The sequence below is a fragment of the Maritalea porphyrae genome (assembly GCF_030159895.1).
GTDB classification, from domain to species: domain Bacteria; phylum Pseudomonadota; class Alphaproteobacteria; order Rhizobiales; family Devosiaceae; genus Maritalea; species Maritalea porphyrae.
Window position 1 is genome coordinate 274,663 of the sequence record NZ_BSNI01000001.1, and the last position, 21,737, is coordinate 296,399.

Here is a 21,737-nt window from a genome sequence, read left to right on the forward strand (position 1 = left end):
CGGGCAGCAATTGGCGGGGGTGCCGGGGAAGCGGTCGCAAGACCGCGACGGCGGCTCAAAAAGATATTCCAATGACCGATCAACGGGTCATGATGTTGCTGAGAGGATAAATGGGTGAGCACCTCGGGGCAGTTTGAAGCTAAGCAGCATTTGGCTGAGCGCGAGACATTGTTTGTCTCTACTTACTTTTTGCGCAACTACAGAGCCATTCATTGTCTCGCGCTGCCGCATTTGTTGAAGCTCTGCATGGAAACATGGCGGAGATGTTGGTTGTTGAAGAAAGGCAACCGGAAAGGATAACGCATCTATAACGTACTGCTGTCATTCCCGCGAAGGCGGGAATCTAGGTCTGACTGTCGGTTGAAATGAAGCGCTTTGGTACTTTTGACATTCCTGCCTGGATCCCCGCCTACGCGGGGATGACGGGAGAGGGTGTGGCCGGAGAAGCACCATAGGCGACAGCAGCGTGAAAGAAGCCTCACCCTGAGCTTGTCGAAGGGCGAGGCGGAAGATCAACAAGCCTTCGATCCTTCCACAAGCTCAGGATGAGGGCGTGTGGATGGTCGATTTCAGAATGCAAAGGAGGTCAACAATCGTGGGAAGAAGTAACGGTTACGGAAAAAAGCCTCGATGCAGTCGAATCGGAAACTGACCAGATGATCAACAATATGGGTAAATCGGCAATTAGGTGCTGTCAGTTGTGCGCAAAGCTTGGTAATCGTAGGGATGGCGGGCGCGACCGAGGTGGTTTCAGACGTCCGAGCAGCCAACGCCAAGGGCGCGAACCATGGATCTAAAATCACTTATCCGTACCATTCCTGATTACCCAAAAGCTGGGGTTATGTTCCGCGATATCACGTCGCTGATTGAGCATCCTGAGGGCTTTAAAGAAAGCGTGCAAAAGCTTGCTGACCCGTTTCGGGACCAAGGCATAACCCATGTGGCAGGTATCGAGGCGCGCGGCTTTATTTTTGGTGCTGGGTTGGCAATTGAGTTGGGCGTAGGATTTATCCCGATCCGCAAAGCGGGAAAACTTCCAGGTGAAACCATCGGCCAAAATTACGCGCTTGAATATGGCGTGGATACCATTGAGATGCATGCAGGCGCGGTGAAAGCCGGCGACCATGTTTTACTTGTCGATGACCTTGTGGCAACAGGGGGCACGGCCATTGCTGCGATCTCGCTGATCCGTCGAACTGGCGCAACATTGAACCATTCAGCGTTTGTGATCGATTTGCCGGATTTGGGCGGCGCTGAGAAGATCCGCGCGCAGGACGTTGAGACGCATTTCTTGGTTGAGTTTGAAGGCGATTGATTACTGTTAGTCGGCGCTCCCATTGTCGAAAATGAACCTCGGTACCCCTGAACACAACCTGGCAAATTGCAAATAACATTATTTAATTTGACTCATGAATTAAATAATGTTTGTATTCCGCAGGAACGTGTTTGGCGGGTTGGCTGCGCATGGCAGCCCGCGAGGAAAGAAATGGAAAAACGCTGGGATAATGACCAGACATTGATCGTCAACTCAGAGGGTGAGTTACGGAAACTGTTCGGAAAAACACACGATCTGGCGCAGAAAAAAGTGCAAACGGAGTTAGATCATTACGCGCAAGAGTTAATCGCACGATCACCATTTTTGTGCTTGGGTACTCAAAATATTAGTGGCAAGGCGGACGTTTCGCCACGAGGTGATGCCGCAGGTTTTGTCAAAATACTCGATAGCCGTACCATTGCGTTGCCCGATCGCCCCGGCAACAATCGGCTCGATAGTTTAAACAACATTATTTCCAACGCGGCAGTCGGCCTGATTTTCATTATTCCGGGATTTGACGACACTCTTAGGGTCAATGGGCGTGCGAAACTGGTGACTGACGCGGACCTGCTGGCCCAAATGTCAGTCAATGGCAAAGTGCCAAAAATTGCGGTTGTTGTTGAGATTGACACCGTGTTTTTGCACTGCGCAAAGGCATTCCGGAGATCAAAACTTTGGGATGAGAAACAGCATCAAGACAGACAGGACATGCCATCACTGGTGAAAATGATCCTCGATCAAACCGGCGACGCACCTCGCGGACATGACGAGCAGAAAAAGCTTGATGATGAGCTGGAGCAAGACTACCGCAGTACCATGTATTGATTTCACAAATTGATGCTGTGCCAACTTCAAACCGTGAATACCATCGCGAGGAATAACTACGGGAACGGACTATCTGCCAATGGATATCATCATCGCGCATCTGCCTAACCTAGCGCTGGCCTATTTCGTTTTCTTCCTAGCTGTCGCGAGCCCGGGCCCCGCGACGCTTGCTATTGCGGGGGCCTCGATGTCATTGGGGCGGCCTCAGGGCATCGCAAAGGCAGCTGGCATCGTTTCCGGATCATTCTTGTGGGGCATGTTTGCCGTGTTTGGCATGGTGGCGTTTATATCATCGTTTGCCGGCGTGCTTTATTGGCTAAAAATCTTGGGCGGCATCTATCTGCTTTGGATGGCCTATAAGGCCGGAAAAAATGCTGCGGCCGTCGATGACCCGGAGCAGGGGGACATTGGTGGTAAATCGCTTTGGAAGCAATATGCGGGTGGCTTTGTGTTGCACACCACCAACCCAAAAGCACTGTTTGCATGGGCGGCGGTGATCACGCTTGGTTTGCAGCCCGGTGCACCGTGGTGGATGAGCTTTGTGGTGTTCGGCGGCGCCTATTGCTTATCGCTTCTGATCAACTTCTCATATGCCTTGTTTTTCTCAACGGATCGGATGATCAAGGCCTACTTCAAAGTTCGCCGTTGGGTGCAAGGCGTGTTTGCCGCCATATTTGGCGCAGCAGGGTTAAAGTTAATTATTCAGGGGTAGGGCCCGGCGATTGCCGAGCCCTAAAAGCACGAGCTAGTTCTTCTTCAAGAATTCAGCCAGGCTTTGCTGCGTTGGCAGTTTGGGCTGCGCCTTCTTCGGCAGTTTGTTGGTAAATTGAGGCTGGCTTTGTTTTCCAAGGTTAGGTTGCTTAAAGCCTTTGTTTGCCTTTGGATTTACGTGTGTGAATGGGGCTTTCATAAGGAGTTCCTTCCATCAGGCGGCGCAATGCGATGTTGGCGCCATATTCGAAATTTGTGGGTTTGATGGGTGTCGGACTCTGATCCATGATGCTCTCCATGAGGATTGAGCGCGCCAAAATAGGCGCATTGAAAGTATTAAAATGAAAGGAAATTAGACGCGGGGGACGAAACAAAGTCGTCGCATGATCGCTATCAAATCTATCTCGTCCCATATGCTCGCATGCGCACAGGTGCACGCATTTCGCAAAGCAAATAAGTCACGTCGATAGGTTCTAGCTGATCATTTTAGGCGTCACCTCTTGATTGGAACGCGGCAAAGGTCGCGCAAATGGCGCGACCTGTCAATAAGGGTAAGAAGCGAAATGCGCCGCGTGCTATTTGCGCAACAGCTTGCGGAACACCGGCATGGCAGCCATTGCGAGCAGTACGCGTTCTTTCAGCTTCGGCTTGTAGTCGCGGAGTTTGGAAAAACTGGCGATCTCTGAGCGGTACACAAGTTCGTCGTCTTGGTTGTAGGCGCTGATGATACTGGTCAATAGTCCCCAGCCGGGCAATGAATTTGACTTGCGCTTGTTCTTGACGGTGAGATCAAAGCGGATGGTGTCGCCTGGGCGTACTGGGGCTTTGAACTCCATCTTGTTTACACCCGGGGAGGGGCCGGAAACGCCAGGCTCTTCGCCCTTTGCGCGCTGCTCAGCATCATGGGCATACATGAAGTCGACCATAATTTTGTGGCCTACAGAAACAGTGTGCCAACCAGAGGCAATTAGCCCGCCGAAGTGACTGTGTTTTGCGGCTTCCGGGTCAATGTGGAAATATTGTGGGTCATAGCGCTTGGCGAAGCGGATAATCTCCTCTTCGGTAAAGGTGTAATCCCCCAAGGGCCAAACTGTAACATCGTCGATATCTTCAAACCAAAGGGTCATGCGGCATCTCCCTTAATCGGGGCTGATGGGTCGCGGACCTCGACCAGATTGGTGAGGCTAAGGGTCATAACCTGTTGGTCTTTTTGGTTTCGCATATCGAAGTCGAGCACCACAATGCCCATTTCAGGATTGGATTGGGAGCGGCGCAAGGAGGAGACTGTGATGGTGCCAGTGAGCGTATCGTTCTTCATCAACGGCCGTTTCCACTTGAGGTTATCGAACCCCAATCCGCCCATGCCCGCCACTTTGGATAGGAATTCGTCTACCAGCATGCGCAGGCTAAACCCTGCTGTTTGCCATCCACTTGATGCAAGGCCACCAAGCAAAGACTTTTTGGCAACTTCTTCATCCAAATGGAAAGGAAGTGGGTCAAATTCTTTGGCAAATGAGATGATGTCATCCTTGGAGAGTTTACGTTCTCCCAACTGAATGACTTCGCCGACTCGCAAGTCTTCAAAATGTCGGCGGTCTTTGGTGATCGGATTGCTCATGAAACGTGATGCCTCGTCACAGAATTCTTAAATGCCGTTATCGTACACAAATTGACGTTAACGGCAACCCGAAAATTTCTGCGCAAGAAGGTTGTTTCCTTTGGAAAAGTTAGGGAATCAAATGTTTGGGTGACACGTCCCAGCAATTTATGATCATTAGCGGTTTATTGACGAGCAACCGGTAGCACATGAAAAACACTTTACTACTGAGATTAATATGATTTCGTTTGTTTTTCGAGTTGTTGTGTCGGTCACGATATCTTGCACGCCAATTCTGATAATATATTTGGGTTCGAATTCGCGTGACGCCATGATTATATGGTTCTTGCCGTTTATTGCGGTGATACCTGCAACCGCTGGGGCACTTTTTCTTTTCGCTCCGATTGAAGCGCTGCTAGATGCAAATGCTCTTGGCGGGTGGAAGAATTTAGCGGTTCCGGTCGCCGGAGCGATCATTCCAGTTATTGTTTTCGCCATAATTGGCGGAGCATTCATGTTTGAACAAGTTTTAAGTGGATCTAAAGGGCACATCCAAGGGATGTTGTTTTGGTGTTCTCTTGGTCTTGCGTGGGGCGTCGTTTGGCGGCTCAGCGACTTGGCATGGTGGGGTACGAAACGGATTTTTAAAGGCAAAGAGTGATTTACACGCTTTGCCTTCGTTTATTGTATGTCTACTCGCAGAAACTATGTGTTGAACTTGAACAGCATAATGTCGCCGTCCTTCACCACATATTCTTTTCCTTCGTCGCGTGCCTTGCCGGCTTCTTTGGCGGCGGCTTCGCCACCTAGCTCAACAAAGTCATCATAGGCGATGGTTTGGGCGCGGATGAAGCCGCGTTCGAAGTCGGTGTGGATGACACCAGCGGCTTGCGGGGCTTTGGTGCCAACGGGGACCGTCCACGCGCGGGCTTCTTTTGGTCCGACCGTGAAGTAGGTCTGCAAGTTCAAGAGCTTGTAGCCTTCACGGATGATACGGTTCAGACCTGGCTCTTCAAGTCCTAGCGTTTCAAGAAATTCTTTTTGTTCATCGTCTTCGAGCTGGCTCAACTCGCTTTCGATTTCTGCTGAGATGATAACCGAGCGCGCGTTTTGCTCTGCCGCATATTCTGCGACCCGCTTAGTCATTTCGTTGCCGTCAGCAGCGGAATCCTCATCCACATTGCAGATATAGAGTGCTGGTTTTGATGTGAGAAGGTTCAGTTCTTTGAACGCTTTTTTCTCGTCATCAGCGATTTCAACATTGCGGGCAGGTTTGCCGTCCTGCAACACCGCTAACGCACGTTGCACCAATTCAAGGGTGATTTTGGCCTCTTTGTCTTGGCCACGTAGGCGCTTTTCCAAGCCGCCAATACGCTTCTCAAGGCTTTCCATGTCAGCCAACATCAATTCAGTTTCGACCACTTCGGCATCGGCGATTGGATCGATTTTGTTGGAGACGTGCACAATGTCATCATTTTCAAAGCAACGAAGCACATAAGCGATGGCATCGACTTCTCGGATGTTGGCCAGAAACTGGTTGCCCAAACCTTCGCCCTGGGCCGCACCCTTAACGAGACCGGCGATATCCACAAAACTCAAGCGTGTCGGGATGATTTCTGCTGATTTGCCGATGGCAGCAATTTTGTCCAAACGTTCGTCTGGCACACTCACTTCGCCCACATTCGGTTCAATGGTACAGAACGGAAAGTTTGCCGCTTGTGCAGCTGCTGTGCGTGTTAGTGCGTTAAAAAGTGTCGATTTACCAACGTTGGGTAGGCCAACGATACCGCATTTAAATCCCACGGATTATTCTCCTTTGCCAAACAGCTTATTTAGCATGTCAGCCATTGGCCCCTTGTCGGGCATTTTTTTGTTTGATTGCCGCGCTTGATGGATGTGGCTTTGCGCCTTGGGCGCAGTTTTGTTTGCCGCTTGCTTTTTCGCGCTATGATTGTCTGACTTGTCGCCTTGGGTCGCCAAGGCGATTTTGTTCATAAAATTTGCACCGTTTCCCGCCGCTAAAAGACCCGCATTGTCTGCAATCGCATCGAGCAAGTCGTCTAGCCATTGTTGATCGGCTTTGGCGAAGTCGCCTAGCACGTGACTATGCACACGGTCTTTGTGACCCGGGTGGCCGATGCCAATACGCACGCGGTGAAAGTCCTTGCCTAAGTGCGCTTCCATTGAGCGGATGCCGTTGTGGCCGCCATTGCCACCACCAGTTTTCACCCGCAATTTGCCGGGTGCAAGATCCAGTTCGTCATAGAGAACGGTGATGTCGGCAGGGGACAATTTGAAGAACTTTGCAGCTGCTGCAACGCTGGTGCCAGAATCATTCATGAAGGTTTGCGGTTTGAGCAAGATGACGCGCTCGCCATCTATCGCGCCTTCGGACATTTCTGCATTGAATTTGGATCGATAGGGAGACAGGTTATGGCGGTTCGCAATTGCGTCCACCGCCATAAACCCAACATTGTGTCGGTGAGCTTGATATTTTTTACCTGGATTGCCCAGGCCAACAAGAAGGTGCATCGTTTACCGTGCCGCCGTCGCAAGATGAACCTGCTTCCCCGGCACCTCCGAATTGTTTCACGCCGCCAATATCGCTCTATACCGAAATGGCGCGGCCTGTATGGTCGCGCCCAAAGTGCACAAAGATGTTACTCTTCGCTGCCTTGTTTTGTTGTTTCAACTTCAACAGAAACTTCTTCAGCTTCACCGTCGTCCGCATTGTCTTCAGACTTAAGAGCTGATGGAGCTGCAATGGTTGCAATGGTGAAGTCACGATCAGTAATCGTTGGTGTAACACCATCAGGCAACTTAACAGTTGAGATGTGGATTGAATCGCCAGTTTCAACACCTGAAAGGTCAACTTCCAAGAACTCTGGAAGGTTGGCTTCAGTTGCGTTCACTTCAACAGTGTGACGAACAACGTTCAACACGCCACCGCGCTTCAAACCAGGTGAGGCTTCTTCGTTCACAAAGTGAACAGGAACTTCAACAGTCAAAACAGATGTTTTTGAAACGCGCAAGAAATCAACGTGCACAAGGAAGTCACGTACAGGCTCAAGCTGATAATCACGAGGGATTACGCGGTGCTCTTCGCCATCAACTTCAACGTTGATCACTTGTGAAAGGAAGCCACCTTGTTGGATGCGTTTCATCGCATCTTTGTAGGTCACTGTGATAGATAGTGGGGATTTGTTGTCGCCATAAATGACGGCAGGAACTAGACCTTCACGACGCAGTGCTCGAGCAGCCCCCTTGCCAACCCGATCCCGCACCGAAGCCTTAAGCTCAGCGCTCATGGATATTCTCCAAGTTGTTGATGCGAAAAGGCGCCTATCGCCTTATCGCGCGCTAACGTCCTCCAGGGGTGCACGCAGCGCTTCAAGCCCCGGTGTATATAGCTTTATATTGGATATGACAATGGGGAAAATGGAGGGCAATTTGTATTGTTATTTGGCTGTCAACGCCAGTGATCTAAAACAAAAACGGCCACACAGAATGCGACCGTTTGAAATTTGTAGATGCTGATGACGCGGTTTAGTCGAACAGAGACGAAACTGATTGCTCAGCGGCTGTGCGTGCAATCGCTTCACCGATAAGTGGCGCAATTGAGAAGCGACGGATATTCGCTGTCGCTTTTTCTTCGTCAGTTTCAAAAATGCTGTCTGAAACCACAAGTTCTTTCAGCTTGGAGTTGCCGATGCGCTCGCAAGCTGAGCCAGACAAAACGCCATGCGTGATGTAGGCTGAAACTTCTTTTGCGCCTTGATCGAGCAGAGCCTCTGCCGCGTTGCACAAGGTGCCGCCACTATCCACGATATCATCGATGAGGATGCAAGACTGGCCTTCAACATCACCAATGATGTTCATCACTTCAGAAACGCCCGCTTTTGGACGACGTTTATCAACGATGGCCAAGTTCGCACCAATACGGCGAGCCACATTGCGGGCACGCAATACGCCGCCAACGTCAGGTGAAACAATCATGACATTCTTTGGGTCGTAGTGGGCGTTGATATCGCGCACCATTACCGGGGCAGATGGCAAGTTGTCTGTTGGTAGATCGAAAAAGCCCTGAATTTGCTGTGCATGCAAATCCAGGGTCAAAATGCGGTTGGCGCCGGCTTCGGTGATCAGATTGGCCACCAATTTGGCGGAGATTGGTGATCGTGAAGCTGATTTTCTGTCCTGTCGGGCGTAACCGAAATATGGAATGACAGCTGTAATGCGTCGGGCTGATGCGCGACGCAGCGCGTCGATGATGATCAGCAGTTCCATTAGGTTATCATTGGCAGGGTAAGAAGTTGATTGGAGAACAAACACGTCCTCGCCACGAACGTTTTCTTTGATCTCAACAAAGATCTCTTTGTCCGCGAATTTTGTAACCGAAGAATCTGTAAGTGGGTTGTTCAGGTATTTGGATACAGCTTTGGCCAATTGTGGGTTGGAGTTACCAGTCACCAGTTTCATGTTGAAGCGCGCCCTTTGAAAGCAGAAAGATGTGGGTAGTCTAGCGATACGTCCCGTCTGTCATGAGCTTGTTATACTGGGGTTGCAGTTGGTTCAACCGATTCAAAAGTCCAATTCGCAGATTCTAGTGCTGAATCCATCACAAAAGTGAAATCACCGACAATTGACGACCGGTTTTCTCGGCCAAATGTGTGGCCTTGCGGTGAGAAAAGAACTTATCGCTGTTTTGATATGTGCAAAGTTCAAGATCACTTATGTCAGCAATATTGGCCGATTCGAGCTGATCCATGATGCAATGGGGCAAGTCAAAGTGCGGTGCTTTTGCATTGCTGGGCAGTTTGAAATATGGCGCGGTGTGCGCATGTTGTGCGCGCACATCAGCCTTGAATTTTTCACCAACTTCGTAGCTTTCGACCCTGATCGAAGGGCCAAGTATTGCGATGATGTGTTGGCGTTCAGCGCCCAGCTGGACCATTGCCTCAATTGTGTTGCCCACAATGCCGCCAACTGCACCTTTCCAGCCCGCATGGCAGCCGCCTATGATTTGATTTTTCGGGTCGGCAAATAGCACGGGCCCGCAATCTGCAGTTTGGATGCCTAGCGCTAAGCCTTTGGTGGCGGTGACCATGCCATCCGCCTCAATGCGGTCATTGCGCGGCGACGCGGCGGTGACAGATATGACCATTGTCGAGTGCGTTTGTTTGACAAGGCACAGATTTGCTGGGCTGACGCCGATTTGGGTGGCGATGTCGTCAAGGTTTTGATTAACCGCCTTTGGGTCATCACCCACCGCAAAGGAGATGTTGAGGCTGTCAAAGGGTGAGTTTGAATGACCGCCGGTGCGTCCGAAAAAGCCATGTGCAATGGCTTGTTGTTTGAGTTTCTCTGTGGTCACTGCTTCTGGCATCATTTTGCCTCAAAAGGGTAGGGGGGCGTTGGCGCGTTGTGCATGCACCATGCTTTGAACAATGTGCCCATTTGGCCATCTTCAACAAGGCGCGCGAGGTCGGCGACGATTTTGGGAGCAGCTTCGGGCGAAGCGGAGGCAAAATTGTGTGCGCGCGGTTCGATGCCCATCGCTTTTAAGAATTGAGCTTGCGTCATAAGACTGCAAACATTCATGCCTGCTTTCTCGGCGACATCGGTGAGCGCGCCAAAATCCACATGGGCGGTTAAGTCCGCTTCACCGGGCTCATCAAGTGGATCTACAGGTTTGTGGGCCTTTAGTGCCTGCAAGGTTTCGCCGGTTTGGCTCTCTGGGTAGCCATAATCAATCGCCAGCAATGCCCCGCCGCGTTTGCCGATTAGGTCTGCAATATCTTTGGTGACCTGTTGCGCGATGAAGTTGGTCTCCCAGATGGCGTTTTCCTCAGGGTTTAGGTCTTGCGGGAAGGCTTCCTGCGGGAGCGGGGTAGGCGATAAGCCCCACTGGCGGTCATTGCCTTTTAGGCCGACCAACCGTTCATGCCATTTGCCTTCGCTAAACTGGAATTGTTTGATTGGTAGCGCATCGAAAAACTCGTTGGCGATGATCAGTAGCGGGCCGCTTTCGACAGCAAGCTGGTCAATTTCGGAACGCCAGACCACATTTTGTCCGGCCAGGTTGGCGCGTTGCTTTTCAATCAGCACCGGATTGGTTTCGATCAAATTGATGCTGGCGGCATCCAAAATGCCGGGAACCTGTTGCAGCACCCGAATGCAATCGGCCATCAATGTGCCACGACCGGGCCCGAGCTCCACAAGGCTGAACTGGGAGGGACTGCCCAGCTGTTGCCAAGTTTGCGCAATCCATATTCCAATCATTTCGCCAAACATTTGGCTGATTTCTGGCGCGGTGATGAAGTCGCCCGCTTGGCCGAGCGGATCAGCCTTTTTGTAATAGCCTAGCGTTGGGTGGGTTAGCGCAATACTCATATAAGTCGATAAGGACATTGGTCCCTGCGCCATCAATTGCACATTGATGAGTTCGCTCAATGAAAGATCGTGGTCACTCATATTGCGCGCGCCGTTGGGTGTTTGCGAAGTGCGTTCCAGATCAACAGGACGCCCGCAAGCGCAATTGGCGCGGACAAGATCATGCCCATGGTCAAATTGTAGGGAAGGACGCCGATATGCGCATCTGGCTCGCGCACGGTTTCCACTAAGATGCGGCTAAGCCCATAGCCGGCGCCAAAAATGCCTGCAGCAAGTCCAGGTTTGCGCAAGCCTGCAAGATTGTGGCTGACGACGCGCAAGATAACGAAGAGCAATAAGCCTTCCAGTAGGCCCTCATATAGTTGGCTCGGGTGCCGTGGTTCCGGGCCGCCTGTTGGGAATATCACCCCCCACGGCATATCGGTGACGCGGCCATAAAGCTCGCCATTGATGAAGTTGGCGATACGACCGAACAACAATCCAAACGGTGTGGTGAGGGCCAATAGATCAATTGCGGAGAGGAAATTCGACTTGATATGCCGGGCGTAGAACCACATGGCGGCCACAAGGCCAAACAGGCCGCCGTGGAAGGACATGCCTCCTTGCCAAATTTGCGGGATATCCATTGGGTTTTGCAGATAATAGCTGCCTGCATAAATGGCGCTAAACCCGTCTTTAGCGTTTAGCCCGGCGCTTAGGAGTATGTCGTAGAACAGCACATAGCCCAGTCGACCGCCAATTATTACGCCGATAACAGCCCAAAACACAAAGTCGATAAGTTGATTTGGGGTGAGGGGTGGCTGAACCTTGCCCCACAACGGTTTTTGCAACACAAGATGACGACCATAACCCCATGCAAACAAGATGCCTGCAAGGTAAGCAAGGGCGTACCAGCGGATTACGATGGGCCCAAGCGACAGGGCGATGGGATCGATGTTGGGAAAGGGCAAAGCTTGTCTCACTTTGGATTGGGGTAATTTATCGCACCATGCATTTCACCATAGCACTGGTCAAGGAAGCAATTGATGCTTACATAACTGATTTGAATATGATCATTTTCTCCGACCTTTAAAGGGGCATTGCCATGGCTGACGGAAACAAAATCTTTGACGATTTGGGCAAATTGATGAACGACGCTGCTGGTGTTGCTGACGGCGTGCGGCGCGAAGCGGAAACTGCTGTAAAGGCGCAGATGGAGCGTTTGGTCAATGATATGGACTTGGCCAAGCGTGAAGAGTTCGACGCGTTACGTGAGCTCGTGCAAATCCAAGGCGAAGAAATTGCTGAATTGCGCAAAGAGCTGGATGCGCTACGCTCAAAGAAAAAATCAAGCTAGGGTCCAGACCCTAAACTGTTTCATTTCAATACATCAAAGGGTTGTGAATAACCCTTGATATTAACAAGCTGTTAACCATCGCGGCCTGATCATCCACAAGAGATTTGGTGGGAATCGTTCTTTTACAATTCCCACAACGGATGGTCGGGTTAAAGTTCGTTAACGCAGAATAGATTCGCAACGAACGCTGACCCAATCCAAAGGTCAGCGTACCGGCTTTTCAAATCTTGAAGTTGCGTATCACATATGGGATTTGCTGGATTTCTCCCTCTCGCATATTCCCGTTTCTGCTAAGAACACGAGCTTTGAAAAGGCGCAAATTATGTCGCTGATCGAGATGGAAATTGAACGGGCAATGCACCCGGTGGATATCATCGAGCACATTGCAGGCATTAATGATTGGTCGTTTGAGCGGGCCGATGCGGATGAGATTTCAATCTCTATTCGTGGCGGCTGGAGCGATTATCATGTCTCCTTCTCTTGGATGGAAGATCTAGAATCGCTGCACATCGCGTGCGCGTTTGATCTAAAGATACCAGAAGCGCGCCGTGTCGAGGTCAAACAACTGATCTCTAAGGTCAACGAACAGCTTTGGATTGGCCATTTCGACATTTGGAACAAAGAGAACATGGTTCTGTTCCGTAATTCGCACTTGCTCAGCGGTGGTGCGGAAGTGACGCCGCAGCAATGCGAAGCGCTTTTGCATTCTGCGGTCGAAAGCTGCGACCAATATTATCAAGCGTTCCAATTTGTTGTCTGGGCTGGAAAACCAGCCGACGAAGCTTTATCACATGTTATGTTTGAAACTGTTGGTGAAGCTTAGGACTTTAAAAAATGCCATTATTTGATGTTGGGCCAGTTGTTCTTGTAGGCGCTGGGCAAATGGGTATGGCTATGGCCGTAGGCTGGTTGGAAGCTGGCCTGTCGCCTGATCAGTTGATTTTGGTTGATCCAAACCCAGCTCCGGCGGTGCGGCACAAAGCATCTGAGATTTCCATTACGACTTTGGCGCAGCCACCGGCAAAACCCGCGCAAGTTTTGGTTTTGGCGGTTAAGCCGCAAGTTGCGCCCGACGTTTTGCCTGCTGCCAAGGCATGCGTTGATGAAAACACACTAGTTGTTTCGGTTATGGCAGGCATATCAATTGCACAAATGAGCGAAGCGTTGGGCACCAAAAGGATTGTACGAACAATCCCGAATACCCCTGCCAAAATTGGACGCGGTGCCATTGGCGCTTTTGCAGGAACCGGTGTTGAGTATGAAGATCAGGTGGTTGTTGACAACTTGCTTGATGCATCTGGCCGCACTTTTTGGGTTGAAAAAGAAGATCATATCAACGCAGTCACAGGCGTTTCTGGTTCTGGCCCGGCCTATATTTTTAACATGGTCGAAGCATTGGCTGCCGCTGGTGAAGCGCAAGGCTTGCCAGCCGCTCTGGCGATGGACCTTGCGCGGCAAACCGTTGTTGGATCAGCCATGCTTTTGGAGGCGGAGCCAAATACGCCGCCAAGCACGTTGCGGGAAAATGTGACTTCTCCGAACGGAACAACTTTCGCTGCTCTGCAGATTTTGATGGGCGAAGAAGGCTTGACCGATTTGATGGTGAAAGCTGTAACCGCGGCCCGAAAGCGAAGCGAGGAGCTAGGCTCGTGAGTGACGAGATTAGCTTTGATGACTTTTTGAAAGTGGACATTCGCACCGGGACAATTGTTGAAGTGCGGCCATTCCCTGAGGCGCGCAAGCCTGCACATATTCTGCTGATCGATTTTGGCAGCGAAATCGGGGTCAAAAAGTCATCTGCGCAAATTACGACACATTACGATGCAGATGCGCTTGTTGGTCGCCAAGTCATGGCTGTGGTCAATTTTCCGCCACGGCAAATCGGTCCGTTGCGTTCAGAAGTTTTAACGCTTGGTTTTGAGGATGAAAACGGGGACATTGTGCTTGCTGCAACCGAGCGCGCCGTGCCGAATGGCAAACGCCTGATCTAGAGAGCCCCACAAAAGCGAATAAATGTTACCTGAGAACTAAAGTATTAGTTTCGTTGGTCAATTCGGCATTGTTCCAAATTTGTGAACGACATTGTTTGTATTATTTTTGTCTCTGGTTAACCATTCTTCCAGTCATTTTGCATATGTTTCGCGCGTGAGACGCGTTGGCGCGCGTTTGTTTTGGGACCATGGAGAAAGGTTCTTTGTTGCTGTGACTGTGCGTATTTCGAATGTTGCGAGTATCTTCTCTCTGGGGTTTGTTGTCTATTTTGGCCTAGCAGTCGCAAGTGTATTTTTGGCTCGCGTTTCGCACGATGTCGCCGTTTTTTGGCCGGCCAACGCCGTGTTGGTCGCAATGGCGCTTTCTTTTGGACGTCGCGAGTTTCCAATATTGCTATTGTCCGCCTTTGCCGCGAATGTGTCGACGCAGTTTGTTTATGGCGACAATTGGCAACTGGCGGTGGGCTTTCCACTAGCCAATTCATTTGAGATCCTAGCGGTATATATCGGATTTCAATTTGCCGGTTTTCAAAACAACGGAACAACCACACCACAGCGCGGCTTGTTGCTGCTAGCCATTGTCGCGCTCGCGGCCATCCCCGCAGCCGCTATGGGGGCTGCAACAGTTACAACTGTGTTCGGTGCGCCGTTCACTGACACGTTCACGCATTGGTGGGCCGGCGACATTGTGAGTTCAATGATCGTCTATTTGCCCGTTTTTGCATATCGCCGCAGCGCGGCGCTGCAGAAGCTGTCTGTTCTATTGTCCCGTCCAGTCATCATTGAATGTTGCCTTCTGGTTGCAAGTTTTGCATTTGGATTTTTAGTTCTGTTGGCCCTGCATTTGCCACCCGCAATCGTGTTGGTTTTCCCAACATTGTGGTTGGCATTAAAGGGGCGAGTGTTTGAAGTGGCTATGGCGAGTTCGGTGCTTTCACTCGGCACATCGGCAGCAGTTGTTATGGGCTTTTGGCCCAGTTTGGCCGCTGAACTGGTGTTGCGCGATGCTGTTTTCCAGCAGCAAACGTTGGCTTTGTTCTGTACGTTTCCGAGCTTTTTGATCGCGCTTGCTATTGCGAACTTTGAAACCAGTCAGGAAAACCTAGAAGCACGTAAAAAGGTGTTGGACACCACGCTAACCAACATGAACCAAGGTGTATCTGTTTTTGACAAAAATCACAGATTGGTGCTGTGGAACGACAAATATCTGAAGTGTTTTGGCATGAATGAGACGGATGTCGAAAAAGGCGTATCATTTACGTCTCTGCTGGAGTTGCAGCGTAATAACGGCGACTTTGATGGCGATCCGGTAGACTTGCAAAACACTATATTGGCACGCGTTTCTCGCGGCGAAGAGCATTTTGCGGAAACAGAATTGGGTTCTGGTCGGTTTATCAAGTCGGTTCATTCTCCAACGCCTGAGGGCGGGTGGATTGGAACACATGAAGATGTGACCGAGTTTCGGATGCTTGAAAAGCGGCTTGCACATGAATCATTGCACGACGTGATGACTGGCGTTCCAAATCGACGATATTTTGAACGAGAGTTTACAGACAGATTGATCGTTTCGCAGTTGGAAAAAAAGCCAATTGCGCTTTACACAATCGATTTGGACAAATTCAAAATGATCAACGACACTTACGGCCACGATGTGGGTGACGATGTGTTGTTGTGGGCTGCTACGACGATAAAAAGAATTGCGGGCGAGCACGATTTCGTTGCGCGGATGGGCGGTGACGAGTTCATTATGATTGGAAGTGAAAATACCCATGTTTCGCAGATCAATCGCACTGCACGTCGACTGTGTGACGAACTAGATCGCACCATGCAATTCAAAGGCAATATGTGTATCTGTCGCGCAAGCATTGGTGTCGCTTATTCGGTAGATGGCCAGATTTCGCGACACGATTTGCTTACCCAGTCGGACATTGCGCTTTATGCGGCAAAGCAGGCAGGGCGCGGTACCTACAGGGTTTACGACTTTGCGACAGGGCAGCACCAGCCCATGCGTGACGCAAGCTAGTCGTGTTCAACCAAATTGAGATTTTCAAGCGTTGCTTGGTCTTCTGGGTCAATCATTGATGCAAGAAACTGAGTGACCAACGCACGCGTTTCCTTTGGCATGGGCTCAAGCGCGCGGGCAATCCGTTGGGCTTGAGAAGTTGAAAGCGTTTCAAAAAACTCAGCGCCTGTAATCGTTGGGAACAGCAAGCGCTGGCGCCGATCAACAGGGCCTGGGCGTTGTTCAATATAGCCGCTATCCACAAGTTGGCGCAGAACGCGTGCAAGGCTTTGTTTTGTGATTTTGAGGATGTCGAGCAAATCAGCGACCGTCATGCCCGGGCGTAAATTGACAAAATACAAAACACGGTGATGTGCGCGGCCAAAGCCTTGTTTGGACAGGAGAGCGTCGGCATCACGCACAAAATCACGGTAGGCGAAGAACAATAAGCCCATCAAATCCAAGGGCATTTCCGCGCTGGATTCGGCAGGCTCGTTGACGACCGATAAATTTATGTCAGTCTTATTGACATTTATTTTTGTGGCTGGCATGCTGCCCTTCATCATCGCTTTTCCTTTACTTATCACAAGCTTGAGTTGATTTGCCAAGGGCGTAGGTGTTTATTGGGGAAAAGCAGTTTATTTGGCGCGTTTGGGACGCGCTGATTTAAGGGAGAATAGACATGGCCGGCGTGCCTTTGGACCAACGAGACGGTTGGATTTGGTTTGATGGTGAAATGATACCTTGGAAAGACACTAAGGTACATGTGCTCACCCACGCTCTGCATTATGCATCGAGCGTATTTGAAGGTCAGCGCGCCTATAATGGCGAGATTTACAAGTTGCATGAGCACTCCGAGCGCTTGCGCAAATCAGCGGAGCTGTTGGATTTTGAAGTGCCATATAGCGCGGATGAAATTGATCAGGCTTGTCGTGATGTTCTTGTTAAAAACAACTTGGTCGACGCTTATATGCGTCCAGTTGCGTTTCGCGGTTCAGCTGAACTCGGTCTTGGGGCGCACAACAACCCTGTTCACTTGGCCATTGCGGCTTGGGAATGGCCAAGCTTCTTGCTTGAGGACAAGCTTAAGGGTACGCGGTTGGCGTTGTCTGAGTGGCGTCGCCCTGCGCCAACATCTGCGCCGTTTGCGTCTAAAGCTGCTGGCCTTTACATGATTTGCACCTTGTCAAAGCACGCAGCGGAAGCACGTGGATTTGCTGACGCGATGATGCTTGATTATCGTGGACAGATTGCGGAAGCCACTGGCGCGAACGTGTTCTTTGTTAAAGACGGCGAAATCCACACACCAACGCCAGACTGTTTCTTGGACGGTATTACTCGCCGTACGGTGATTGGCCTTGCACGTGATGCTGGAATCAAAGTGACTGAGCGCGTGATTATGCCTGAGGAAATGTCAGAATTTGACGAGTGTTTCCTCACTGGTTCTGCGGCTGAGGTCGTACCGGTTGCTGAAATTGAGGGCGTTGTGTTCCCTGGGCGTGAGATTTGCAGCGCAATGATGGAAGCATATCAAGCCGAAGTGCAGCCAAAGAAAGCTGCTGCTGAGTAAGGCACGCCACGTTTGAGAATTCTGAAACGCCGTCTAGCTTTGTTTAGGCGGCGTTTTTGTTTGCCATTTTTCGCGCGCTTGATCATCGCTCTTGCGATGTTGCACCCATTTTGCCCCGTCAGATGTCACTTCTTGTTTCCAAAAAGGTGCGTCGGTTTTGAGCCAGTCCATCACATAGTTTGCACCGTCAAATGCTGCTTGGCGATGCGGCGATGCGGCCATCACCTGAACAATAACTTCGCCCACTTTCATTTCGCCAAATCGGTGAATCACGGCTATGTCGACCAGTTCAAATTTTTCCATCGCTTCATTGGCAAAGCGCTCAATTTGTTTTTTGGCCATGGTCGGGTGGTGCTCAAGGATCAGGGCATCAATTGGATTGTCGGGCGTTGAGCGTACTAGTCCGGTGAATGTAACCGTGGCGCCCGCTGCACCATCCGTTAAGAAAAACGCGTTGCTCTCAGCGCCGGGATCAAACGGTTCTTGTTGGATACGGACCCACATATTAGCCGCCAGTCATTGGCGGGAAGAATGCGATTTCACGCGCGCCTTCAATTTTGGCGTCAGATTCAACCAACTCATCATCAATTGAAGCGCGAATAATCTCACGGTCTTGAAAAGCGAGCGCAAAGCTCTCGTCCGAGGCCGATTTCCAATCAATGAGCTGATCAATTGTCGCAACATCAGTAGGTGGCGAAACATCTTCGCTGCCCTTGTTCATGCGCTCGCGCAACCATGCGAAATAGAGAATTTTCATGCTTCTTCTTTTGTTAGATGTGGCCATGCGCCAACGAAATACTCGTAGCCTGTATATAGCGTCAAACCGGTGGCAAGCCAAAGGGTTGCTGTCGCGGCCAAGTTTAGCCCGGGTACAATCGGCACAGCCATCACAAGACCAAGTGCAATCAATTGCGATGTGGTTTTATATTTGGCAATGCCGGACACGGGGATGACGATGTTGAGCGGCCCTAAGAACTCGCGCAGACCTGATACAGCAATTTCGCGCATCATGATAAACACTGCAGCAAAGGTGAGGGATGCGGAAAAACTGCCCTCATAGGCGAAGGTGATCAACAGAGCGCCGACAATTAGCTTATCAGCAATAGGGTCGAGCATCCGGCCAAGCGGAGAAACAACATTCATTTTGCGCGCAAGATAGCCATCAAGAAAATCGGTTAGGGCGGCAAGCACATACAGGACAAATGCAATCCATTGGGCGGTGATGTTATTCATCATAACCAGGGTGACGATGACCGGTATAACCGCGATGCGCGACATGGTGAGTATGTTTGGCAAATTCACTTGGCTTCCCCCAATATTTTCGTTCCCAAGCAATCTGATGCGGGCATCAAGGTCAAGAGCGATTGAAGTGATCGTAGATGTTTTGCGCCATTTGTTTTGAAATGCCGGGAATCGATTGCAGATCTTTCAGCGTTGCGCCGCTCACTGCCTTGGCTGAGCCGAAATGGGTCAGCAATGCTTTCTTGCGGGTTGGGCCAATGCCTTCGATTTCGTCGAGTGGATTTTTCACGATCTGTTTGGAGCGCTTTGCGCGATGGGTGCCAATGGCAAATCGGTGTGCCTCGTCCCGCAAGCGCTGCACATAGTAGAGCACAGGATCGCGTGCCGGCAGCATAAAGGGCTCGCGGCCTTCAAGAATAAAGGTTTCGCGCCCTGCATTGCGTTCTTCGCCTTTGGCGATGCCGATTAGCGTGACTTTTTGTGGCAGATCGAATTGCTTTAATGTTTCGCGCACCGCGCTCATTTGGCCCTTGCCGCCATCGATCAGCAGCACGTCCGGCCAATCGGGCATGGCATCTTTGTCCGCGTCCGCGCTTTCATCCGCAGGTTGATATTCATTGACCAACCGGGTGAAGCGGCGCGTGAGAACTTCACGCATCATGCCAAAATCATCGCCGGGGGTGATGTCAGTGGATTTGATGTTGAAGGTTCGGTAGTGCTTTTTCGACAAGCCGTCGCGGCCCGCTACAACCATTGCGCCAACCGCGTTCGTGCCTTGGATGTGCGAGTTGTCGTAGGTTTCAATGCGGCGCGGTGGTGCGTCTAAATCAAAGGTTTTCGCCATGCCTTCGAGCAATTGGATTTGCGATGCGCTCTCTGACAATTGTCGGCCAAGTGCTTGGCGGGCATTGTTGAGCGCATGTTCTACGAGTGAACGTTTTTCGCCCCTTTGCGGCACCAAGACTTCAACCTTGCGGTCGGCACGAATGGCGAGTGCTTCCGCCAACAGTTTTGGCTCGTCGGCGGGGTGTGACAGCAATACGAGTTTTGGTGGCGTGCGCGATTCATAGAACTGCGCGATGAAGGCGGTGAGTACTTCCTTTTCATCAAAGCTTTTGTCGGCACGTGGGTAGTACGCGCGGTTGCCCCAGTTTTGGTGGGCGCGGAAAAAGAACACCTGGATGCAGAATTTGCCCGCTTCTTGGTGAATGGCAAATATGTCCGCGTCCGACACGGTTTGTGCGCTCATATCGCCTTGGCCTTGGATTAGGGACAGAGCGGCAATTCGGTCGCGCAACAGTGCAGCGCGTTCAAAGTCTAGTTCTTCAGACGCTGTTTGCATTTCCTTTGATAGATCAGCCTGCACCGACTTGGATTTGCCCGACAAGAACTTAACCGCATCGTCCGCCAGACCCTGATAGTCCTTGATCGAAATCTCGCCGGTGCAAGGCGCAGCGCAGCGTTTGATTTGATGTTGTAAGCAGGGGCGGGTGCGTCCCTCATAATAGCTATCCGTGCAATTGCGCAGCAGAAACGCTTTTTGCAAAGCGGCAATTGTGCGATTTACCGCTGTGGCCGAGGCAAAGGGGCCGAAATAATGACCCTTTTTGCGCCGGACGCCACGGTGCTTTGTCAGCTCTGGCGCATCATGTTCTGTTGCGAGCAAAATGTAGGGGAAACTTTTGTCGTCGCGCAGCAGAACATTGTATCGCGGCTTGAGCCGCTTGATCATGTTCGCCTCGAGCAACAAGGCTTCAGATTCGGTGTTTGTGGTGACAAACTCCATGGTGCGCGTGGAGGAAATCATCCGCCCGATCCGCACCGAATTGCCCTCATAGCGTGTGTAGTTTGTTACCCGCGCTTTGAGGTTTCGCGCTTTGCCCACATAGATCACATTGCCCTGTTCATCGAACATGCGATAAACGCCCGGACCAGATGGCAGGGTCTTAACAAACTTTTTGATTATGTCCGGGCCGGGGGAGGTGTTTGCGTCGCTCATTTAGGGGCGATGTTTTCACCTTTGTGCGTCCACTTCAAGTGCTCGCCGCCATCAAGTGCCACCATTTGCCCGGTCATTGATGATGCATTGAGAATGAAACGGACAGCATTGCAAATCTCGTCGAGTTGCGGACCGAGCTTGAGCGGCAGCGCCTCGATCTCTTTTTCAAAATCTTCTTGGTTTTGGTGGATGTTTTTAATGGTCGGACCGGGGCCAATTGCATTGACGCGAATATGTGGCGCTAGAGATTGCGCCATGGTTTGCGTGGCGGTCCATAAAGCAGATTTGGATAAGGTGTAAGAAAAGAAAGTCGGCTTGAGTGCCCACACGCGCTGATCAATCATATTGATCACATTGCCGGTTTTATCCTTTGGCAATTGCTGTGCGAATGCACTGGCCAAAAATACGGGCGTTTCAGCGTGGATGGAAAAATGCTTTTGCCAAAGCTCTGCTGACAAAGCGTCAATGCTGTCAGGCTGGAAAATCGAGGCATTGTTGATCAACACATCGAGCGGGCCAAACAAGTCAGTCGCATTTGAAATCAAACTATTGCGCGCATCGCTGTTCAAAAGGTCTGCGCCAATAACCCTTGCGCTGCCGCCGTTCTTGATGATTTCGGAGGCAAGGTTTTGCGCTTTTTCGCCAGATGAATTGAAGTGGATGATGGTTTGATAACCATCTGCAGCCAAAGCCTTGGCCATTGCTGCGCCGATGCGATCTGCCGCGCCAGTGATGAGTGCAACGCCTTTTGCCATT

The 21,737-nt window shown here is 50.8% G+C and carries 26 protein-coding genes; 10 read left to right on the forward strand and 16 right to left on the reverse strand.

From position 1 onward, the window contains the following. Positions 1-787 precede the first annotated feature (787 nt). From QQL65_RS01370 to QQL65_RS01380, 3 genes are all read left to right on the forward strand, one after another. Complete coding sequence (locus tag QQL65_RS01370; protein ID WP_284361282.1) at positions 788-1,315, forward strand: adenine phosphoribosyltransferase; 528 nt, start codon at positions 788-790, stop codon at positions 1,313-1,315. A gap of 171 nt (positions 1,316-1,486) precedes the next feature. After that, positions 1,487-2,140, forward strand: coding sequence for a pyridoxamine 5'-phosphate oxidase family protein (locus tag QQL65_RS01375; protein ID WP_284361284.1), 654 nt, complete (start codon positions 1,487-1,489; stop codon positions 2,138-2,140). 79 nt (positions 2,141-2,219) lie between these two features. Beyond that, positions 2,220-2,852 carry a LysE family translocator gene (locus tag QQL65_RS01380; protein WP_284361287.1) on the forward strand — a complete coding sequence of 211 codons (633 nt, stop codon included), beginning with the start codon at positions 2,220-2,222 and terminating at the stop codon, positions 2,850-2,852. A 148-nt stretch (positions 2,853-3,000) separates the two neighbouring features. On the opposite strand, the gene QQL65_RS01385 is transcribed toward QQL65_RS01380, so the two are convergent. The 3 genes from QQL65_RS01385 to QQL65_RS01395 all read right to left on the reverse strand — a co-directional run bounded on the left by QQL65_RS01385 (position 3,001) and on the right by QQL65_RS01395 (position 4,469). Continuing rightward, the gene (locus QQL65_RS01385; protein ID WP_284361290.1) at positions 3,001-3,138 is read right to left on the reverse strand and encodes a hypothetical protein; all 138 of its coding nucleotides are present in this window, start codon (positions 3,136-3,138) and stop codon (positions 3,001-3,003) included. Between the two features lie 288 nt (positions 3,139-3,426). Continuing rightward, positions 3,427-3,978, reverse strand: coding sequence for a MaoC family dehydratase (locus tag QQL65_RS01390; protein ID WP_284361292.1), 552 nt, complete (start codon positions 3,976-3,978; stop codon positions 3,427-3,429). Then, the gene (locus QQL65_RS01395) at positions 3,975-4,469 is read right to left on the reverse strand and encodes a MaoC family dehydratase (protein WP_284361295.1); all 495 of its coding nucleotides are present in this window, start codon (positions 4,467-4,469) and stop codon (positions 3,975-3,977) included. Before QQL65_RS01395 ends, QQL65_RS01390 begins: the two co-directional genes overlap by 4 nt. A gap of 310 nt (positions 4,470-4,779) precedes the next feature. Here QQL65_RS01395 and QQL65_RS01400 point away from each other — a divergent pair, with 310 nt between their 5' ends. After that, positions 4,780-5,109, forward strand: coding sequence for a hypothetical protein (locus QQL65_RS01400; RefSeq protein WP_284361297.1), 330 nt, complete (start codon positions 4,780-4,782; stop codon positions 5,107-5,109). A gap of 44 nt (positions 5,110-5,153) precedes the next feature. Here the strand turns inward: QQL65_RS01400 and ychF are convergent, their stop codons facing one another. The 7 genes from ychF to lgt form a co-directional block, all read right to left on the reverse strand. Further along, positions 5,154-6,251 (reverse strand): redox-regulated ATPase YchF, encoded by a 1,098-nt coding sequence (ychF, locus tag QQL65_RS01405; RefSeq protein ID WP_284361300.1) that lies wholly within the window; start codon positions 6,249-6,251, stop codon positions 5,154-5,156. A 3-nt stretch (positions 6,252-6,254) separates the two neighbouring features. Next, on the reverse strand, positions 6,255-6,980 hold the full coding sequence (pth, locus tag QQL65_RS01410; RefSeq protein WP_284361302.1) for an aminoacyl-tRNA hydrolase: 726 nt from the start codon (positions 6,978-6,980) through the stop codon (positions 6,255-6,257). A gap of 128 nt (positions 6,981-7,108) precedes the next feature. Beyond that, complete coding sequence (locus tag QQL65_RS01415; protein WP_284361304.1) at positions 7,109-7,756, reverse strand: 50S ribosomal protein L25/general stress protein Ctc; 648 nt, start codon at positions 7,754-7,756, stop codon at positions 7,109-7,111. Between the two features lie 238 nt (positions 7,757-7,994). Beyond that, positions 7,995-8,927, reverse strand: coding sequence for a ribose-phosphate pyrophosphokinase (locus QQL65_RS01420; protein ID WP_284361306.1), 933 nt, complete (start codon positions 8,925-8,927; stop codon positions 7,995-7,997). 139 nt (positions 8,928-9,066) lie between these two features. Next, the gene (gene pgeF / locus QQL65_RS01425; RefSeq protein WP_284361307.1) at positions 9,067-9,837 is read right to left on the reverse strand and encodes a peptidoglycan editing factor PgeF; all 771 of its coding nucleotides are present in this window, start codon (positions 9,835-9,837) and stop codon (positions 9,067-9,069) included. Then, positions 9,834-10,922: a class I SAM-dependent methyltransferase gene (locus QQL65_RS01430; protein ID WP_284361309.1), complete on the reverse strand. Its 1,089-nt coding sequence runs from the start codon at positions 10,920-10,922 to the stop codon at positions 9,834-9,836. Before QQL65_RS01430 ends, pgeF begins: the two co-directional genes overlap by 4 nt. Beyond that, entirely contained in the window at positions 10,919-11,791 is an 873-nt protein-coding gene (gene lgt, locus QQL65_RS01435; protein WP_431357046.1) for a prolipoprotein diacylglyceryl transferase, read from the reverse strand. The genes QQL65_RS01430 and lgt overlap by 4 nt, the downstream gene beginning before the upstream one ends. Before the next feature lie 134 nt (positions 11,792-11,925). Here lgt and QQL65_RS01440 point away from each other — a divergent pair, with 134 nt between their 5' ends. The 5 genes from QQL65_RS01440 to QQL65_RS01460 all read left to right on the forward strand — a co-directional run bounded on the left by QQL65_RS01440 (position 11,926) and on the right by QQL65_RS01460 (position 16,191). Then, on the forward strand, positions 11,926-12,177 hold the full coding sequence (locus QQL65_RS01440) for an accessory factor UbiK family protein (protein ID WP_284361313.1): 252 nt from the start codon (positions 11,926-11,928) through the stop codon (positions 12,175-12,177). 322 nt (positions 12,178-12,499) lie between these two features. Beyond that, the gene (locus QQL65_RS01445; RefSeq protein ID WP_284361315.1) at positions 12,500-13,000 is read left to right on the forward strand and encodes a type III secretion system chaperone family protein; all 501 of its coding nucleotides are present in this window, start codon (positions 12,500-12,502) and stop codon (positions 12,998-13,000) included. A gap of 11 nt (positions 13,001-13,011) precedes the next feature. Further along, positions 13,012-13,830, forward strand: a complete 819-nt coding sequence (gene proC / locus QQL65_RS01450; protein ID WP_284361318.1) for a pyrroline-5-carboxylate reductase — start codon at positions 13,012-13,014, stop codon at positions 13,828-13,830. Beyond that, on the forward strand, positions 13,827-14,168 hold the full coding sequence (locus QQL65_RS01455) for a tRNA-binding protein (RefSeq protein WP_284361321.1): 342 nt from the start codon (positions 13,827-13,829) through the stop codon (positions 14,166-14,168). Before proC ends, QQL65_RS01455 begins: the two co-directional genes overlap by 4 nt. A gap of 217 nt (positions 14,169-14,385) precedes the next feature. Continuing rightward, positions 14,386-16,191: a diguanylate cyclase domain-containing protein gene (locus QQL65_RS01460; protein ID WP_284362056.1), complete on the forward strand. Its 1,806-nt coding sequence runs from the start codon at positions 14,386-14,388 to the stop codon at positions 16,189-16,191. Here the strand turns inward: QQL65_RS01460 and QQL65_RS01465 are convergent. Further along, a complete protein-coding gene (locus QQL65_RS01465; RefSeq protein WP_284361323.1) occupies positions 16,188-16,721 on the reverse strand; it encodes a MarR family winged helix-turn-helix transcriptional regulator in 534 nt (177 codons plus the stop codon). The genes QQL65_RS01460 and QQL65_RS01465 overlap by 4 nt on opposite strands. 131 nt (positions 16,722-16,852) lie before the next feature. On the opposite strand from QQL65_RS01465, the gene QQL65_RS01470 reads away from it, so the two are divergent. Continuing rightward, positions 16,853-17,740: a branched-chain amino acid aminotransferase gene (locus QQL65_RS01470; RefSeq protein ID WP_284361325.1), complete on the forward strand. Its 888-nt coding sequence runs from the start codon at positions 16,853-16,855 to the stop codon at positions 17,738-17,740. Between the two features lie 33 nt (positions 17,741-17,773). Here the strand turns inward: QQL65_RS01470 and QQL65_RS01475 are convergent, their stop codons facing one another. The 5 genes from QQL65_RS01475 to QQL65_RS01495 are packed head-to-tail and all read right to left on the reverse strand — an operon-like array spanning position 17,774 to position 21,736. Next, entirely contained in the window at positions 17,774-18,256 is a 483-nt protein-coding gene (locus QQL65_RS01475; protein WP_284362057.1) for a molybdenum cofactor biosynthesis protein MoaE, read from the reverse strand. After that, on the reverse strand, positions 18,246-18,497 hold the full coding sequence (locus QQL65_RS01480; RefSeq protein WP_284361326.1) for a MoaD/ThiS family protein: 252 nt from the start codon (positions 18,495-18,497) through the stop codon (positions 18,246-18,248). Before QQL65_RS01480 ends, QQL65_RS01475 begins: the two co-directional genes overlap by 11 nt. After that, on the reverse strand, positions 18,494-19,042 hold the full coding sequence (pgsA, locus tag QQL65_RS01485; protein WP_284361329.1) for a CDP-diacylglycerol--glycerol-3-phosphate 3-phosphatidyltransferase: 549 nt from the start codon (positions 19,040-19,042) through the stop codon (positions 18,494-18,496). Before pgsA ends, QQL65_RS01480 begins: the two co-directional genes overlap by 4 nt. A gap of 52 nt (positions 19,043-19,094) precedes the next feature. Next, on the reverse strand, positions 19,095-20,981 hold the full coding sequence (uvrC, locus tag QQL65_RS01490) for an excinuclease ABC subunit UvrC (RefSeq protein WP_284361331.1): 1,887 nt from the start codon (positions 20,979-20,981) through the stop codon (positions 19,095-19,097). Further along, on the reverse strand, positions 20,978-21,736 hold the full coding sequence (locus QQL65_RS01495; RefSeq protein WP_284361334.1) for an SDR family oxidoreductase: 759 nt from the start codon (positions 21,734-21,736) through the stop codon (positions 20,978-20,980). The genes uvrC and QQL65_RS01495 overlap by 4 nt, the downstream gene beginning before the upstream one ends. Between the last annotated feature and the right edge of the window lies 1 nt (position 21,737).